The organism is Marinobacter xestospongiae (assembly GCF_023156385.1).
GTDB classification, from domain to species: domain Bacteria; phylum Pseudomonadota; class Gammaproteobacteria; order Pseudomonadales; family Oleiphilaceae; genus Marinobacter; species Marinobacter xestospongiae.
In genome coordinates this window covers 24,151-40,613 of record NZ_JAKZAK010000002.1, presented here as the reverse complement: position 1 = coordinate 40,613, position 16,463 = coordinate 24,151, and the positions used below count along the sequence as shown (strand labels likewise).

Here is a 16,463-nt window from a genome sequence, read left to right as displayed (position 1 = left end):
GCCTTGCCAAAAGCTCCGGTGGCGGAGCTGTATCTCCACTAACGCACGTTTGCCCGATGCCGAAAGGTTTCGGGCTTTTTTGTGTGTGATCAGTTGGTTCCAACGCATGCAGGCGGTCTGGATGCTGTCTTGAATCTGTCATCTTGCTGCCATAATTATTTCACAGCGCAGTCAAATTCCTTCCCCACACTGGGCGCACCAGAAAAACGATCCAGTATGAGAGGGATAACTGACATGGCGAAGAAAGACATCAACCCGTTGTACAACGACCCGGACTACGAGCCGGTGGTCAATGAGTCCGGCAATACGCCATTTGCCAACGTTCTGGCAGCCCGCATGGAGCGCCGGACACTGATGAAAGGCAGTGTAGGTGCCGCACTGGTTGGCCTGATGGGTGGCAGCCTGGTGGGTTGCAGCGACGACGATGATGACGATAACCGTCCGGGCAATCCCGGTTCCCAGGTTGAGCTGGGCTTTGAACCGGTAGCCGTGTCGACCCTGAACAAGGTAGTTGTGCCTGCTGGCTATACCGCCACTGCCTTTGTCCCCTGGGGCACGCCGCTCACCGGTGGCCTGCCGGAATTCCGTACCGACGGCACCAACAGTGGCGCCGACCAGGAAAGCCAGGTGGGCATGCATCATGATGGCATGCATTTCTTCCCCATTGACCTGAAATCCGGCGGCAGCAGCTCGGAAGAAGGGTTGCTGGTGATGAACCACGAATACATCAACCAGGATGCCCTGCACCCTGCTGGCGCTACCTACGTCAACGACAAGCGCCCGGACGACGAAGTACGCAAGGAAATCGCCGCCCACGGTGTTTCCGTTATCCACGTCAAGCGGGACGGCAACGGTGCCTGGTCTGTGGTACACGGCAGCAACTACAACCGGCGGGTGACCGGTGGCACCGAAATGGACATTCGTGGTCCGGTGCGCGGCTTCGACAAGCTGGTGACCAAGTTCAGCCCGGATGGCACCCGCACCCGCGGTACCCTCAATAACTGTTCCATGGGACCGACGCCCTGGGGAACCTACATGGCGGCCGAAGAGAACTGGCACGGTTACTTCGCCAACAGCGACGCTGAGCAGCCCCGGGAGCAGGTACGTCACGGTGTTGGCGATGCTTCCCGTTACGACTGGGAGCTGGCCGAGAGCGGCGCCGACGAGTTTGTCCGTTTCAACATCTCGACCCTGGCTGCCAGTGCGGCGGAGGATTACCGTAACGAAGCCAACACCTATGGCTTCATGGTGGAGATCGATCCGTTCAACCCCCAAAGCAAGCCCCAGAAGCGTACGGCCCTGGGACGCTTTGGCCACGAAGGCGTGATCTTCGCACCGGCCAAACAGGGCAAGCCGGTGGTGTGCTACTCCGGTGACGATTCCCGTTTCGAGTACATCTACAAGTTCGTGTCCGCCAACAACTACGATGCCGCCACTGCCGACGGCTCATTGCTGGATAACGGCACGCTGTACGTGGCCAGGTTCAACGACGATGGCTCTGGCGACTGGCTGCCGCTGTCACTGGACGACGCCGGCTTTGTCGCCAAGATGAATGCGGCGGTGAACGCCGGTTCTGTTGGCAGTATTCCGTTTACGGCTCCGTTCAGCTCGCAGGCGGATCTGCTGCTCAACACCCGCCTGGCGGCGGATATTGCCGGCGCCACGCCGATGGACCGTCCGGAGTGGGGCGCGGTTGACCCCAATAATGGCGAAGTCTACTTCACCCTGACCAACAACTCCCGCCGTGAGCCGGATGACACCAACGCGGCCAACCCGCTGGGTCCGAACCCGACCGGTCACATCATTCGCTGGATGGAGAAGGGCAACAACCACGCCGCCACCGAATTTGAGTGGGACATTTTTGTGTTCGCTGGTGAAGCCGGCACAGAAACCGTGGTTGACGGCAACGCCGTGGTGACCCTGGATGACACCAATCTGTTCAACAGCCCGGACGGCCTGTGGTTCGACTACAAGGGCAAGCTGTGGATTCAGACCGACGGCTCCGATGCGCCTCCCTACCAGAACAACATGATGCTGGCGGCCAACCCTGAGACCCGCGACATTCGCCGGTTCTTCGTGGGCCCGGTGGGTTGTGAGGTCACCGGTGTGGTGACGACGCCGGACTGCAAGACCATGTTTGTCAACATTCAGCATCCGGAAGCGAACTGGCCGGACGCCAGCAGTGAGCGTCCGCGGGATGCCACCGTAATTGTCACCAAGGATGACGGTGGTGTGATCGGTAGCTGATCAAGCCGATTGACAGCAAAAACCTAAAACCCCATTCCGCGGCCGGCCAAGCCGGCTTTCGGAATGGGGTTTTTGTCGTGAAAGTGTAATCTCCCTCCAAAATAGCTCTCGAATCGAACTAAAGTAGAAGTTATAAGCAGCGGCTGATTTTCTAGTCTCGTTCAGGGTGGTGAAGAGCCAGCGCAAGGGCGTCGGCTTCTGTTGAGTGAATCAGTAGCTCGCCCGGGATAAGACATCGAACCGAGGTATCTATGAAGCTGTTGGCGGGACGGGTGTTCTGGATCGGCGGACTGGTTGCGTTGCTGGTTTTGGCGGCAACCTATTGGGGGGCGCCGATGGTGGGCCTGGACGCGGTATCCATCGTCGTGGGCGCGTTGTTGGGTATGGCGATCAGCACCGGTTATCTGGTGTGGCGGGTTGTGGAGCCACTGGAAACCGGGGTTGAGCGGCTGACCCGGGGAGAGGTGCCTGAGGACCCGGCTCTGGCGGCCCGCTGTCATGATCTGCTTGCCGCTGCCGACGCAGGCAAGGCGTTGATTGAGCGGCTGTCTGGCAATGCGGATGCCAATGCCATTTCGGCGGCGGAAGTGGCCCATGCGTCGGAGCAGCTCAAGCGCCGGCTGGATCAACAGGTCACCGACATTTCCCAGATGGCCGACTATGCCGGCCAGATTACCGAGACCGTGCGGCAATCGGCCCAGCAAGCGGATGAGGCGGCGGAGACGGCCCGTGATGCCAGCCGTATCAGCGCCGACGGCCGTGACGCCCTGGCCGGCGCCATTGAGCGGGTGCGCCAGGTGCACGAACAGTCCGGCGAGAACCTGCGCCTGATTCAGGACCTGAACGAGAAGTCCAACCGCATCCAGGGCGTCACCGGAGTGATCGAAGGCATCGCCGAGCAGACCAATCTGCTGGCCCTGAATGCCGCCATCGAAGCCGCCCGAGCTGGCGAGCAGGGCCGCGGCTTCGCGGTGGTGGCGGATGAAGTGCGCCAGCTTGCCGGTCGCACCGCCCAGGCCACCGGCGAAGTCGCCCAGACCCTGGAGGAAGTGCGGGCCGATACCGCCCAGATCGTTGCCCGTATTGAAGACCTGGCCAGCAGCGTTGAAACCGGCCTGCAGGCGGTGGAAGGGGTGGGCGAGCGCCTGGACGAGATCCGCGATCAGGCCGATCAGCTTGAACAGCGGGTCGGCGCCATGGCCGCCAATGACCAGCACAACGAGCAGAGCCTGCAGGAGATGTTCCGCGCGATTGAATCCCAGCGCGATCAGATCGCCGAAAGCGATCACAGTGTTGAGGGGCTGGCGCAGCAGGCCACCCGACTCATGGAGCTGGCGGAGGAGGCCAACGCGGCCTACGCCAGCCACAGCGACACCAGCTATCACCAGTTCTTCTACCACCAGGCCAGGGCCGGCGCCCGGCGCATTGGTGACGCCTTTGAGCAGGCCCTCAAGGCGGGGCGGATCAGTGACAGAGATCTGTTCGATTCCGGCCGCCAACCCCTGGCCGGGACCGATCCCCAGAAATACAGCAGTGGCTTCGACCGATTCACCGACGAAGTGTTGCCGGCGATTCAGGAACCGATCAAGGACAGCCATCCGGCGATGGTGTTTGCCATTGCTGCGGCTCCCGACGGTTACGTTCCCACCCACAACCGGGATTTTGCCCATCCGCCCAGCGGAGACCCGACGGTCGACCTGGTGAAGAGCCGAAGCAAGCGGCTCTTTGCTGACCGCACTGGCGCCCGCTGCGGTAGCCATACCGAAGCCATGCTGTTACAAACCTACCGCCGGGACACCGGCGAGATCATGCACGACCTGTCTGTGCCTATCTACGTCAACGGTCGTCACTGGGGCGGGCTGCGCCTGGGGTACCGTCCCGATAGGGCCTGATGTCGCCCCGATAGGGAAGTCTCCCTGCCGGGGATGTTGGAACGGGGCTCTAACGGCCGACAGCGAGCAGTGAGGAGGCCTGCTGTACCAGGGTCTGGGTCAGCCGTTCCATGAAATCACCGCCGTGCCGCCAGTAATGCCAGTACAGATCCACGTCCACCGATACCCCCGGCGCCAGATCCGCCAGATCACCACTGGCGAGCCACTCCTGGCCCTGGTGGTCGGGAATCATGCCGTAGCCAATGCCCGCCCGCGCCAGTCTTACGAACCCCTCTGATGAAGGGCACAGGTGAAAGGGAAACTGACCATGGTAGCCCTGGCTGGCGAGGAATCGGTGCTGGAGCTGGTCGTGGGGGCCGAACACGATGGCCGGTGCCTGGCGAAAGGCGGCGAGGTCGCCGGAATCCGGAAAGTGACGGCCAATGTAATCGGGGCGGGCCAGGGCGCGGTACTGCATCCGGCCCAATCCGGTACAGCGGGCGCCGGCCACCGGCTGGTCGCTGCTGCACAGGCAGGCGGCGACATCGCCTTCCCGCATGCGTCGCAGGCCGATGTCCTGATCCTCGATCACCAGATCCAGCAGCAGGTTTTCCCGTTGGCAGAAGTCGCCGATGGCCTGGGCCCACCAGGTCGCCAGGCTGTCAGCGTTCAGGGCAATGCGCAGACGGGTCCGGTTGTTGGTCAGCGCTGGCAGGGTATGGCGCAGGTCCCGTTCCAGCAGTTGCACCTGTTGCACGTGGTTGAGGAGCTGCTGGCCGGCGGCGGTGGCTTTCAGGCTTGGGTGACGCACCAGCACCGGTTGCCCCAGCCGCGCTTCCAGCAGCTTGATGCGTTGGGATACGGCGGACTGGGACAGCCCCAAGGTCAGGCCTGCACGTTCAAAACCACCGGTTTCGATCACCGTGGCCAGGGCTTCCAGAAGTTTGTAGTCCAGCATAAGTAAATTTAATGCAGCATAAAGAGTATGATTTTTCAGTATAGCGGCTTCGCTCTACACTGGCTTCCTGCATTGGTGCCTGAGCTGGGCCGGAGACGGTTCGACTTGTGAACGAGGGCGCCCGGGGAACTGATTGACGGAGAGTGGGGCTGTGCTGGAGAGCTATCTGACTGGGTTGGTGGTGTGTGGCGGCATCATCGTGGCGATTGGGGCCCAGAATGCCTACGTACTGGGCCAGGCAATCCGCCGTGAGCACCACTGGTGGGCTGCGGGGTTGTGTATGAGCAGCGATGTGCTGCTGTTCACCGCCGGCATGTTCGGGATCAGCGCTGCGTTGCTGGCCTGGCCGGAGGCGCTGGAAGTGTTTCGCTGGCTGGGGGTGGTGTTTCTTGGCTGGCTTGCCATCCAGGCCGGGTGGCGGGCGTTGGGCGGTCGGGTGGCGCTGAACACCGGCGATGAAGCCGAGGGCAACAGCCGCCGCGCGGTGTTGCTGACGACCCTGGCGGTGACATTGCTCAATCCCCAGGTCTATCTGGATACCCTGTTGTTGATTCCCGCCATTGGTGCCCAGCAGACGGATCAACTGACCTTTGTCGCCGGTGCCAGCAGTGCCTCCGTCATGTGGTTTGGTTTGCTCGCCTGGGGCGGCTCGGCGCTCGCGCCGGTACTTGCCCGCCCGATGGCGTGGCGGCTCATCGACGGGGTGATCGCGGTGATGATGGCAGCCATTGCCCTGCACATCGCCAGCAATGGCATCCAGCTACCGGCGGCGTAATGCTGGGGCAGGCTCTGCGGCTTGTGTTAATGTGAGGCCATCAATCCATTTGCTGGAGGTGGCTGTGGCCGAACAGGAATTTATACCCGCCAACCCTGACCCGGAAGCACGTAAGGCGGAGCCGGCCCGCAACCTGGCCGTGGCGGTTTACATACTTCAGGCGCTGTCGTTTTTTACCGGCGGTGTGACGGCGCTGGTGGGGGTCATCATCAACTACGTCAAACTGGATGATATGAACGGCACCTGGATTGAGCCGCATTTTCGCTGGCAGATCCGGACCTTCTGGTTCAGCCTGTTCTGGATGGTGGTGGGGACTTTGACCACCTTCCTGCTGGTGGGCTGGCTGATTCTGCTGGTGTTGTCGATCTGGCTAATCTATCGCATCGTCAAGGGCGCCCTGGCGCTGAACGACGGCGTCTCGCCATAACACCTTCCATACCTGCCACCACCTTCCAAGCGTCAACGAATTAACCCGACAGATACTTTTGCTCAACAAAGGCCGCTTCAGCACAGCGGCCGCAGTTGACCTTGCGACAGGTCTGGGCATCGTGGACGTGAAAGCCATTGAACGAATGGTAGCGTGGCCGGTTGCTGATATCCGCGTGGAGACGGATATGCCGGGACAGGGCCCGCTTGGCCTCAGACAGCGAGGGGTAGGGGCCCAAGTCTTCTGATTCGCGGGTTAAGACGTACCAGCCGACGTTGGTGTCGATGAAACGGGGCGGGATCTCCGCCTGGTTAGCGACAGTTTCCTGCATGGTGCCTGAACTCGATGTTACTGATTCCGTCCCTGGGACGGTTGTCCGCTCATAATGTGATGCTCGTCACAAAAAAATAATGGCAGCACCGTAGGTGCTTGTCGAAGCGTCGCCAAACCCGACGCTTCCTGACCAGGGCTGGCCGTTGCGGTATCAGGCTTCTTGCAGGCGATAGGCAGACCAGGCCCCCACCGCTCCCATGCCCCCCAGGAACAGGATCACCACCGGTACCGAGACCGTTGACAGCAGCGCACTGATGCCGCCGATGACCAGCAGCAACAGGCCAATCAGGGTATTGCTGACGGAGGTGTAGTCGGTGCGCTTGTTACCGCCGGCCATGTCGACCAGATAGGTCTTGCGCCCCAGACGAACACCGGCGTGGGCAATCCCCAGTACAAAGAACGCGGCCGGATAGGCCCAGGCGGATAGCCGGTCCTCTCCGCCAGCGACGGTTATCAGACCGGTCGCAAAGCACAGGACGCTGGCAATCACCGCGCCCAGGATCATGACCTGGCGACTGGAGCGATCCGCCATCCAGCCCCAGATGCTGGCACTGACCGAGCTGGCCAGGCTGCTGGCGAGCAGGAAGCTGCCCAGGAGCCAACCGGACTCGTTACTGTTCTGCGCCAGCAGCACCAGATAAGGTGCCGCCAGGGCGGAACACAGCAGCAGGGCGCGGGTGATAACGAACTGACGGAAAGGGGCGTCATCCCGCAACAGACTCAGGCTTTTGATCGCCTGGCCGAGAGCGTGGCTACCGCCTCCGGTCTCGCCGGCGTACTCATCAATATTGGCAAATAATGCACCGGCAATTAGCCAAAGCAGGGCGGCAAACACCAGCAACAGGGTATAGAACTGCAGCGACGGTTCGCCGCCGTCCCGGAACAGCAGGATGGTCAGGGCGACGGTGGTTGTGCCCCCGAGGGTTGTCGCCAGGCCGGACAGGCGTCCCCGTCGCCCCTTGGGAATGCATTTGCCCTGCACGTCTTTCATCGCCACCGAGCAGAATCCCCGTGACAGTGAAAACACCACCAGTGCTGCGATGATGCCGTAGCCGGCGGCATAGCCCTCCAAAAAATGAACACTGGCCGCCATGGCGGCAACGCTGATGGCCTGGCCCAGCGCCCCGAGACTCCAGAACCACTTGCGCACTGGCTTGCGACGTACCCAGGCTCCGATGGCCAGTTGCGGCACCATGGAGCCGGATTCCCGGATGGGGACCAGCCAGGCCACCAGCGCCGGTGCGCCTACCGCGCCCAGCAACCAGGTCAGCACGGTTTTGGGGCTGACCAGCAGATCGCCCAGTTTGGTCAACACATTGCAAACCAGAATCAGGAAGAAATTGCGGGGGACTTCCTGACAGGCGGAGTCAGGCAGGTCCGAGCAGGCGCGGGCGTCCTCCTCGTTGGCGATCAGGCTGTAAAGCTGCTCGGTTGCGCTGGAATCGGGTTTGGCCACGTTGGCACTCCGCTGTGGAACGAGGCGCCAAGCTTACCATTGCCTGGCGCTGTGCTCATCCGGGCGGTCAGACGAGGGGCGTGAGGTGGTTATCCCAGCGCAGCGGATACTGTTGGAGAGTCTCGGGAGTGGTGGCGCGTGGATCGATCCGGTAGATCCGGCCATTACCGGAGGTCACCAGAAAGCCGTCCTCGCCATCGGGCAGGGCGCCGGCGCAGTCGGGAATGGCCAGCTCGCGGATCAGTGTCTGTTTCTGATAATCCACCAACACCGTGCGTCCGCCCCGGGGAGCGGTGATCGCTGCCACCGAGGCGCGAGGGTGGATGGCGATGCTGGCGGTGTAGTTGTTGAGGCTGGCCTGTAGCGGCGAGGGCAGCTCGATCTCGCTGAACTGGCGCGCCTGGCTGTCCAGCCGGGCGATCAGTGGGGGGGTGTGCCAGCGTGGCCCCTGGTACTGGTAGCCGGCGATGACAATGCCTTCCGGGCTGACGTCGAGGTGACGGCAGCTGAGCTGGTGGTGGGAGGGCTGATAGCGCTGTCGCTCCTGACCGCTGTGCCGGTCGATCAGCACCAGTGCCGGTGCCATGGTGTCCAGATTGAGCTTGATGCGGTCGTAATCCGGATGGGTCTGGATGCCGCCAAGGGCCACCACCAGGGTCTCACCGTCCGGGTGCAGCCGCAGTTCGTGCGGGCCGATGCCACCAGCGGGCAGGTGGTCCACCAGGCGATAGCCATTGTGGACATCGTAGACGCCGATCAGGCCATCACCGCTGGGGTAATGGTTGATGGTGGTGTAGAGCCGGCTGCCATCGGGGCTGAACACCCCATGGCCGTAGAAATGATGGTCCTCTCCCGCCGCCACCTGGGTGATCAGATCGCCGCGGGCACTGTCTATCACGTAGAAGTGACGGCCCGGGCGGCGGGCGAACAGCACCACATGACCGCCATCCGGACTGGGGCAGCCACCGTGACAACGCTCCGGCACGGGCAGGGTGACCGGCGCAGCCCCTCCCAGCTCAACGCTCACCAGGGCGTGTCGGCCGTCCTCGGTATCGGCGGCACTGAACAGGCGGGTCCGGGCTGGCGCAGTCTGGCCGGAGGGGGCCAGGGCACAACCGGGCAGTCCGGCGCTCAGGCTCAGTCCGGCCAGACCCCATTGCAGAAATCGACGGCGTGAAAGCACTTTCTAGTCACCGTCGCTGGAATTGAAACCGCGAATTACCCCCAGGGCGGCGGCAATGTCGTTGTTCAGGGTCTGTTCCAGCTGTACCACGTCAATGTAGATGGATTGCAGTTGGCCAAAGCCCTCGTCATCCTCAATCAGCGGTGCCATGCCCGCCGGTGCGTTCTCCAGGTCACCCAGTACTTCCTCGAAGGCGTCGTTCAGTTGCTCACCCAGATCGGCGTGGCCCTGAGCTGAGAGCTCTGCCATCAGGCCCGGGGCGAAATAGCGCTGCAGACCTTCAATGCTGGCGCGGATTCCGGCCAGTGAGGTTTCGCTGCGCCAGGCATCCGCCAGGTAGGGATTGCGGCGGCCTGAACCCCGCAGCCCCATGGGTGCGCCCATGCGGCGATCCTGCAGGATCTCCAGGGCGTTCATCGCGGAACGGATGGTGCCGTGGGTGTAATCGTCGGTGGCCAGGTAGTGGGGCTTCATCGCCTGCCACTGCTGTTGCAGTTCCAGGGCGTTGGCGTGAATGTGGCTGCTGACGGCGTTGAACAGCTGACAGCTGCGCTCCGCCGGCAGCGCCTGCTCCGACTGCTGGAAACGGGGGTCGGCCAGCAGAAATTCCAGTGCAGGGAAGCCCTGTACGGCGACGCCGGCACCGTCGATGGTGGCTGTGGTCAGTTCGGTCTCGGCGGAAAGCCAGTAGTTGACCTTGCGAGCCACCAGGTTCTTGGCATCCGGCCAGAACTGGAACTGCCACGCCAGGCTGTCCTGCTCAATGGGGCCAAACTCGACAAAACGCACCTGTTGCCAGCTCTCGAACGCCTGCAGCCAGGCATCGCCGAGCTGGCGGCGTCCGCTGGCGTTGGGGCCTTGGCAGTAGCCATCGCCGGCGTCCATCAGCTGCTGGGTGTGCTCTGCCAGCTGCTGGTAACCGGTGGCGATGTCCTGATGCCAGCGTTCCCGTGGGGTGTCAGCCAGGGCAGCGACCGGCAGGGCCGTGATGGCTGCTGCCAGTGACAGGGACCGGGTAATGCGACCGAAGCGCCGGGAACCGGGCATGGCATGCTCCTCTTTTGACGATCTTTTGAAAATCTTTTCGAAAGTCTTCTCGAAAACGTTTCAGAAAACGTTCTTGGAAACTGAGTTGACGACTTTTCCGGCGCCAACCATCACCCTGGTTGGCGCCGATGCATTATAGCGATTCCAGGAAGCGGATCAGCGCCTGTCGGTCTGTGGCGTCCAGGCTGCGATAGCCGTCGGCGGCCGGTTGTGCTTCGCCACCGTGCCAGAGCACCGCTTCTTCCAGGGTCCGGGCGCGGCCGTCGTGAAGGAAGCCGGTACGCGGCAGGATGGTCTGGGCCAGGCCGATCCCCCACAGTGGCGGCGTGCGCCACTCGTTGCCGTTGGCCAGAAACTCCGGGCGACCATCGGCCAGGGCCGGGCCCATATCGTGCAGCAGCAGGTCGGTGTAGGGCCAGATAGTCTGTTGACTCAGGTCTGGCCGATCGGCCACGTCACCGGTTTGGTGCCGGGGGGTATGGCACCCGGCGCACCCCAGTTCATTGAACTGACGGGCGCCTGCCTGAACGTCCGGGTCGTTGAGATCCCGGCGGGCCGGCACCGCCAGACTGCTGGCGTAGAACGACACGAAACCGGCCACTTTGTCACTGACCTCGGGGTCCCCTCCGCTGGCGTACTGGTCACAGCCCTGGGCCGCGGTACAGTCGGTGCCGGGGCTGGTGCTGGACGTCAGGCCCATGTCGCCGGCAAAGGCACCCATGCTCTGCTGGTGAACCGTGGGTTCGGCCGCCTTCCAGCCAAACCGTCCCAGCACGGTCTGGTTGGTGGCTTTGTTCCAGACCCGGTTGGCCTTGCCGGAAATGCCGTCGCCATTGGCATCATTCAGGTCTTCCCGGGCGACCAGGTCGGATTCCGGAATATGCTCCAGCAGACCCAGGCCGATCATTGCCGGGGCCATGCGGGGCGACACCAGCAGGTCGTCAGGCAGTGGGCCGTAGTTGGGGTTCTCGATGTGGTAGACCGGCTTGCGCAGGGTGACCTCAGTGCCGTCGGCCAGGGTATCGATGACCGTCTCCCAGCTCACCACCAGATCGGCCTCCGGTTTCACGCCGGGGATGGCCGCGGTTTGCAGCTGGCTGCCGTACACCGGCGCCGGCTTGAAGCCATGCTGTTTCAGCAGCTCCGCATCTTCGTCGGGGTTCGCCGGCACCGCCAGGCGAAGGAACAGCGAGACCGAGCCGCCCTGTTCATCCTGGGGGTGACCGCGACCATCTTTGATGTGGCAGCCCTGGCAGGAGTTGGTGTTGAACAACGGGCCGAGGCCATCGCGGGCATCGGTGCTGGCAGGCGCTTCCACCCAGGGGTTGCGGAAGAAGCTGTTGCCAACGCTGAAATCCAGCCGCTTGGTCATCGACAGGTTGCCCTGGGGCAGGGAAAAGGCGTTGTGGTCAAACTGCTCCACGGTGCCGTCACCGCCGGTCATCGGGGTGTCCTGGATCGGGTAGTCGGCAGTCGGTGTAGCATGGGTCTGGGTGACGGCCAGGGCGAATAGCCAGGGCGTCAGGTACTTCGGACGTAATGTTGGCATGGTAATACTTGGTCAAGAGGGAAGTCGTCGCCAGCCTGCCAGAAAAGTGCCAGGCTGGCCATGACTTACCTCAACACGGAGCCAGCGGCTCCGTGTTGATGGTTGGATCAGAAGCTGTGGCCGGCATCATCCGGTTGCAGCGAGTTGACGCCCAGGATCTGGGCAGCCTTCTCGATGGAGCCGGTCTGCTCCACCAGGGCCACGATGGTGTTGTTGATGACTTTCGCGCCTTCGGTGTTGTTCGGGGCGATCATCATGTCGAACTTCACCGGGTTTTCGGAGGCTTCCGCCGTTTGCTTCATGGTGCTCAGGGCGGCCATGGAGGCGTTCAGCTGGTCGTTGAGAGTGCTGTCCAGCTCCGGATTGGCTTCGGCGACCAGGTCGGACAGGGACGGGCCTTCGAACACGGTGCCGTCGATGCGGGTGTAGCTGCCGGTGTAGACGTTCTGTACGCCCTGACCGTTGTAGTAGTGGGAGTTGTGGGTGTTGTCGCTGAAGCAGTCGTGCTCATCCTCGTAGGAGTTGGCTTCCAGAGCAACCTTCATGCGCTCGCCCGCCAGTTCGCCCAGGGACAGCGAGCCCATGCCGAACAGCATGCGCTGGAACGCTTCCTCTGGTGCCAGGCCGGTGAGCTCGGCACGGTAGTTGTCGGCCTGCTCCGGTGCCCACTGGGCAACCATCCACTCCAGGTCGCTGATCAGCAGGTCGGTGGTGGCGTCCAGGTAGTCGGCACGACGGTCACAGTGGCCGTTGGTGCAGTCGTCACCCTGGGCGAAGTCGGTCGCCGGGCGATTGCCGTTGCCGGCGCCAAAGCCGTTCAGGTCCTGACCCCAGAGCAGGAATTCGATAGCGTGGTAACCGGTGGCAACGTTGGCTTCGGACCCGCCAATCTCGTTCAGGTCTGCCAGCAGCTGCGGCGTCAGCTCCGTGGTGTCAATGGTTTCGCCACCGACGTTGATGGAGGTGGAGGCGATGATGTTGGCGGTGGCGCCGTCGTTGCCCAGCTCATACTGGTAGTCGGCGTCTGCAACGTAGTCGATCAGGCCTTCGTCCAGCGGCCAGGCGTTGAGCTGGCCTTCCCAGTCGTCAACCACGGCGTTGCCGAAACGGAAAACTTCGGTTTGCTGGTAGGGAACCCGGGCGGCGAGCCAGGCTTCCTTGGCGGCTGCCAGATTGGCGGCGGTCGGCTCGCTGATCAGTTTGTCGGTCGCGGCATCCAGTGCCTTGGCAGCGGTCAGGGCATCCTGGAAGTTGGCGTGGGCCAGATCGGCGTAATGGCTGACAACCGCGGCTTTGTCCACGGACTGGGCGGCTGCCTGTTCGGCCTGCGGGGTGTCTTTTTCAGCGTCGGCTGCGGCGTTGTCCTGGCCGGTGCTGCAGGCTGTCGCCAGAGTCATGGCGGAAACGGCAACGAACAGCGGATTACGGGAAAGTCTGGCGATCATGGTGATGCTCCGTGCATTCCTTGTTGGTGAGGTGGGAATAAAAGTCATTAACATTAACGATTATAGAGATTCGTTCATTACGAATGCAATGTTCATCCACCGGGAAATGATCCTGGCGCTTGTCTGGTCGGGCGATATGGGGCCTAATTCAGCCTCTGGACTTTCTGGGACCCACGATGCTCAGTTACCTTCATGCCTATCACGCCGGCAACATTGCCGACGTTCAGAAGCACGCCGCGCTGTCTCTGACCCTGTCGATGATGCAGACCAAGCCTTCTGCGATTGCCTGCTTCGACACCCATGCCGGCCGGGGTCTTTACGACCTGCAGGACGAGCGCGCCCGCAAGACTGCAGAGGCGGACAGCGGTATTCAGCAGATATGGGCGGTTCGTGACACCCTGGTGTCGGACGACTGGCAGCATTTCCTGCAACCACTGGAAGCCCTGAACCGGGGCGGTGCGGGGCTGCGTTACTATCCGGGATCACCGCGCTGGTTCTGCCACTGGAAGCGCGCCCAGGATGCGCTGACCCTGTTTGAACTCCATGGCAACGAGAACGATCAGCTGCACCGCAAAGTGCCGCTGCCCGATGTCCTTATCCGCCATGAGGATGGTCTCAAGGGGCTGCTGCGTTCCCTGCCGCCAGCGGCGCCACGGCTGCTGGTGCTGATGGATCCATCCTACGAAATCCGCAGTGACTACGCCGATACCGCGCGCACCCTGGCCCGGGCCTGGCGTCAGTGTCGCCATGGCGTCTATCTTGTGTGGTACCCGATTCTGCTCGACGGTGGCCACCAGGTGTTGCTGGATCTGGTTTCTGAGGGCCAGGCCGGGCCGGTGATTCGGCACGAACTGCGGCTTCAGTCGCCACCAGAGCGGGGTATGATCGGGTCGGGCATGCTGGTGCTTAACCCACCCTGGCAGTGGCAGCACCGGCTTGAAGCGATGTTGGCCCCCGTCTGCGGTGCTGACATTCTGGCGTCAACACAGCAGTGGGACTGGCTGGTGCCCGAGTAATCTGCGTCGCCGGAGTTATGCGGCTCGGATCAATTGAACGGATCAAGACAAAGGAGCCGTCCTGAGTGATGAGTGAATCGGTCGTTGCCCGCCCAACCGATGCACCTGAGGTGCCGGAACCGCCGATGGCATTACCCGGTGGCCTGGTTGCGTTGGCGGATTGGCGACTGCCGCCGGCCTCGGTCCGCCACACCGTGCGGGATCTGCTGCGCTCAACCTGGGGCCAGTTCCGTCACCGCTTTGACCCCGGCGAACACGGTTTTCGCCCGGAGCCGGACATCGAAACACTGACCTCCCTGCAATTGCGACGTTTTGCCCCTGATCCTGACAGAACCGCTCAGGTTCAGGCCCTGGGCGCGGAAATAGACCGTCAGCAGGCGCAGACCCGAGACGGCGTGCTGGCGCTGGTAGCGCCGCCGTGTTCGGGCCTGCGGGAGACGCTGGTGACCCTGGCTGAAGAGCGCGGCTGGCGAGTCATCCAGCCGCCAGAGGTCTGGCCGGCCTCCCAGGCGGAAGCGGAGAGCTGGTGGCAGCAGCAGGCTCTGGACGAGCCCTGGCTGATCGCCGATCTGGCCGGGTTGTGGCGTCGCCATCGGCGGGGCCTGTGGTTGCTCAAGGCGTTTTTTCAGGGGCTGGCGCTGGGGCGTTTTGGCGCCGGGGTGGTGCACTGTTCCAGCTGGTGTTGGGGATTCTGGCAGCGCTATCTGCCACAGCTGCCCGTGGCCAGTTGTACGCCCGCGGCGCTGGATGAGCCATTGCTGGCTGCCTGGCTGGGTTCGCTTGTTGGTGGCGAATCCGGCCTGACGGTTCGGATGAGCGACAGCGGTGACGGCGTGCTTCCCCTTGAGAGTGAGCGTAATGGCAGCCGTCAGCACCGATTGATTCGCGACCTGGCGGCGTTTGCCCGCGGTAATCCCGGCGTGGCCCTGGCGATCTGGCGCAAGCTTCTGCGGGCCCGGCCAGAGGCGCCCGAAACGAATGCCGACAAGCCGGCCACCGGGGCCCGGAGCTGTTGGGCGATACCGCTGGAACAACTGAGCCTGCCCGCGGTGCCGTCGTCACCGGACCGCGGCGCCACCCTGATCCTGCATGCGCTGCTGTTGCACGATGGCCTGTCCCTCGGAGAGCTGCCAGCGGTCACCGGGCTGGGTAGCGACGCCGTGGCCATCCTGCTGCAGACGCTGCGCAACGGCGAGCTGGTGGCTGAGGGCGAGCGTGGCTGGCAGGTGACGGCACTGGGGTATCCGGCGGTGCGACGCCAGCTGTTGAACGATGGCTATCCGGTAGATGGGTTCTGATTGCGATGAATGATTTTGGTCTCAAGGACGCGCTGTCGTCGCTAAGTTCCCAGTCGGTGTTCGAGGCGTTGCTGCTGGTGGCGGTCGCGGTGGCCCTGATCATGGCCATCCAGGCCTTTTTGCCGCGGCTGGCAGGCCAGTTGGGGGGCAAGCCCCGACTCTACCTGCTGGCATCGGTGCCGCTGTTGCGGTTGCTGATCATCGTTGCCACCGTGCTGCTGGTGGTGCCGGTGCTGATCGAGCCCTCGTTCGAGAACATGTTCGCGGTGTTTGCCGCGCTGGCGTTGGCCCTGGGGTTTGCCTTCAAGGACTACGCCAACAGCCTGATTGCCGGCATCGTCACGCTGTATGAGATGCCCTACCGTCCGGGCGACTGGATTGAGGTGGGTGGCCATTACGGTGAGGTCCGGCGGATTGGAACACGCGCTGCGGAGATTGTGACCGCCGACGATACCGTGGTGGTGATTCCCCATGGCGTGCTCTGGAACGCCCTGATTGCCAACGCCAACAAGGGTTCGGACAACCTGATGACGGTGGCCGAGTTCCATCTGCGGCCGGGGCACGATGTGGCGGCAATGCAGGCGCTGTTGCGGGATGTGGCGTTTACCAGCCCGTTGGTGCGGATCTGGCAACCGATCAACGTGGTGGTGGCGCAACGGCCTTACGGCTTCTGCTATCGGGTGAAGGCCTATCCGCTGGCGCCGGCAGACCAGTTTGCGCTGATCTCGGACCTGACCGCCCGCGGCAGTGAAGCCTTGGGGGAAGCAGGGGCGACGTTTGTGGAGGTGCCTCCCGTCGCCGCCTGATGGCAGGGGTGATTGCCAACCCGGCCGGGCTGGCAATCAGGGCTGCCGGGTA

Annotated in this window: 14 protein-coding genes; 7 read left to right on the top strand and 7 right to left on the bottom strand. The window is 63.0% G+C overall.

Annotated features, from left to right (window positions below):
• Positions 1–234 precede the first annotated feature (234 nt).
• On the top strand, positions 235–2,247 hold the full coding sequence (locus MLD24_RS01970; protein ID WP_248163394.1) for a PhoX family protein: 2,013 nt from the start codon (positions 235–237) through the stop codon (positions 2,245–2,247).
• 251 nt (positions 2,248–2,498) lie between these two features.
• On the top strand, positions 2,499–4,139 hold the full coding sequence (locus MLD24_RS01965; RefSeq protein ID WP_248163393.1) for a methyl-accepting chemotaxis protein: 1,641 nt from the start codon (positions 2,499–2,501) through the stop codon (positions 4,137–4,139).
• Positions 4,140–4,188: 49 nt separating this feature from the next.
• Here the strand turns inward: MLD24_RS01965 and MLD24_RS01960 are convergent, their stop codons facing one another.
• Complete coding sequence (locus MLD24_RS01960) at positions 4,189–5,076, bottom strand: LysR family transcriptional regulator ArgP (protein WP_248163392.1); 888 nt, start codon at positions 5,074–5,076, stop codon at positions 4,189–4,191.
• A 151-nt stretch (positions 5,077–5,227) separates the two neighbouring features.
• On the opposite strand from MLD24_RS01960, the gene MLD24_RS01955 reads away from it, so the two are divergent.
• Positions 5,228–5,851 (top strand): LysE/ArgO family amino acid transporter, encoded by a 624-nt coding sequence (locus MLD24_RS01955; protein WP_248163391.1) that lies wholly within the window; start codon positions 5,228–5,230, stop codon positions 5,849–5,851.
• Positions 5,852–5,915: 64 nt separating this feature from the next.
• Complete coding sequence (locus MLD24_RS01950) at positions 5,916–6,278, top strand: DUF4870 family protein (RefSeq protein ID WP_227175251.1); 363 nt, start codon at positions 5,916–5,918, stop codon at positions 6,276–6,278.
• A 40-nt stretch (positions 6,279–6,318) separates the two neighbouring features.
• Here the strand turns inward: MLD24_RS01950 and MLD24_RS01945 are convergent, their stop codons facing one another.
• From MLD24_RS01945 to MLD24_RS01920, 6 genes are all read right to left on the bottom strand, one after another.
• Positions 6,319–6,609 carry a DUF6316 family protein gene (locus MLD24_RS01945; RefSeq protein WP_248163390.1) on the bottom strand — a complete coding sequence of 97 codons (291 nt, stop codon included), beginning with the start codon at positions 6,607–6,609 and terminating at the stop codon, positions 6,319–6,321.
• A 153-nt stretch (positions 6,610–6,762) separates the two neighbouring features.
• Positions 6,763–8,067, bottom strand: coding sequence for an MFS transporter (locus tag MLD24_RS01940; protein ID WP_248163389.1), 1,305 nt, complete (start codon positions 8,065–8,067; stop codon positions 6,763–6,765).
• 67 nt (positions 8,068–8,134) lie between these two features.
• Complete coding sequence (locus MLD24_RS01935) at positions 8,135–9,250, bottom strand: DUF1513 domain-containing protein (protein WP_248163388.1); 1,116 nt, start codon at positions 9,248–9,250, stop codon at positions 8,135–8,137.
• A 3-nt stretch (positions 9,251–9,253) separates the two neighbouring features.
• On the bottom strand, positions 9,254–10,297 hold the full coding sequence (locus tag MLD24_RS01930; RefSeq protein WP_248163387.1) for an imelysin family protein: 1,044 nt from the start codon (positions 10,295–10,297) through the stop codon (positions 9,254–9,256).
• 133 nt (positions 10,298–10,430) lie between these two features.
• On the bottom strand, positions 10,431–11,846 hold the full coding sequence (locus MLD24_RS01925) for a di-heme oxidoreductase family protein (protein ID WP_248163386.1): 1,416 nt from the start codon (positions 11,844–11,846) through the stop codon (positions 10,431–10,433).
• A gap of 107 nt (positions 11,847–11,953) precedes the next feature.
• Positions 11,954–13,291: an imelysin family protein gene (locus tag MLD24_RS01920; protein ID WP_227175256.1), complete on the bottom strand. Its 1,338-nt coding sequence runs from the start codon at positions 13,289–13,291 to the stop codon at positions 11,954–11,956.
• A 176-nt stretch (positions 13,292–13,467) separates the two neighbouring features.
• Here MLD24_RS01920 and rlmJ point away from each other — a divergent pair, with 176 nt between their 5' ends.
• The 3 genes from rlmJ (at position 13,468) to MLD24_RS01905 (ending at position 16,411) form a co-directional block, all read left to right on the top strand.
• Entirely contained in the window at positions 13,468–14,307 is an 840-nt protein-coding gene (rlmJ, locus tag MLD24_RS01915) for a 23S rRNA (adenine(2030)-N(6))-methyltransferase RlmJ (protein ID WP_248163385.1), read from the top strand.
• A 68-nt stretch (positions 14,308–14,375) separates the two neighbouring features.
• Entirely contained in the window at positions 14,376–15,605 is a 1,230-nt protein-coding gene (locus MLD24_RS01910) for a hypothetical protein (RefSeq protein WP_248163384.1), read from the top strand.
• 5 nt (positions 15,606–15,610) lie between these two features.
• Positions 15,611–16,411, top strand: coding sequence for a mechanosensitive ion channel family protein (locus MLD24_RS01905; protein WP_248163383.1), 801 nt, complete (start codon positions 15,611–15,613; stop codon positions 16,409–16,411).
• The last annotated feature ends 52 nt before the right edge of the window (positions 16,412–16,463 follow it).

Bases quoted from the DNA above. Each gene is read 5' to 3' on its own strand.
- MLD24_RS01930 (WP_248163387.1), bottom strand. From the start codon at position 10,297: ATGCCCGGTTCCCGGCGCTTCGGTCGCATTACCCGGTCCCTGTCACTG.
- MLD24_RS01905 (WP_248163383.1), top strand. From the start codon at position 15,611: ATGAATGATTTTGGTCTCAAGGACGCGCTGTCGTCGCTAAGTTCCCAG.
- MLD24_RS01925 (WP_248163386.1), bottom strand. From the start codon at position 11,846: ATGCCAACATTACGTCCGAAGTACCTGACGCCCTGGCTATTCGCCCTG.
- MLD24_RS01965 (WP_248163393.1), top strand. From the start codon at position 2,499: ATGAAGCTGTTGGCGGGACGGGTGTTCTGGATCGGCGGACTGGTTGCG.
- MLD24_RS01920 (WP_227175256.1), bottom strand. From the start codon at position 13,291: ATGATCGCCAGACTTTCCCGTAATCCGCTGTTCGTTGCCGTTTCCGCC.
- MLD24_RS01970 (WP_248163394.1), top strand. From the start codon at position 235: ATGGCGAAGAAAGACATCAACCCGTTGTACAACGACCCGGACTACGAG.
- rlmJ (WP_248163385.1), top strand. From the start codon at position 13,468: ATGCTCAGTTACCTTCATGCCTATCACGCCGGCAACATTGCCGACGTT.
- MLD24_RS01910 (WP_248163384.1), top strand. From the start codon at position 14,376: ATGAGTGAATCGGTCGTTGCCCGCCCAACCGATGCACCTGAGGTGCCG.
- MLD24_RS01945 (WP_248163390.1), bottom strand. From the start codon at position 6,609: ATGCAGGAAACTGTCGCTAACCAGGCGGAGATCCCGCCCCGTTTCATC.
- MLD24_RS01960 (WP_248163392.1), bottom strand. From the start codon at position 5,076: ATGCTGGACTACAAACTTCTGGAAGCCCTGGCCACGGTGATCGAAACC.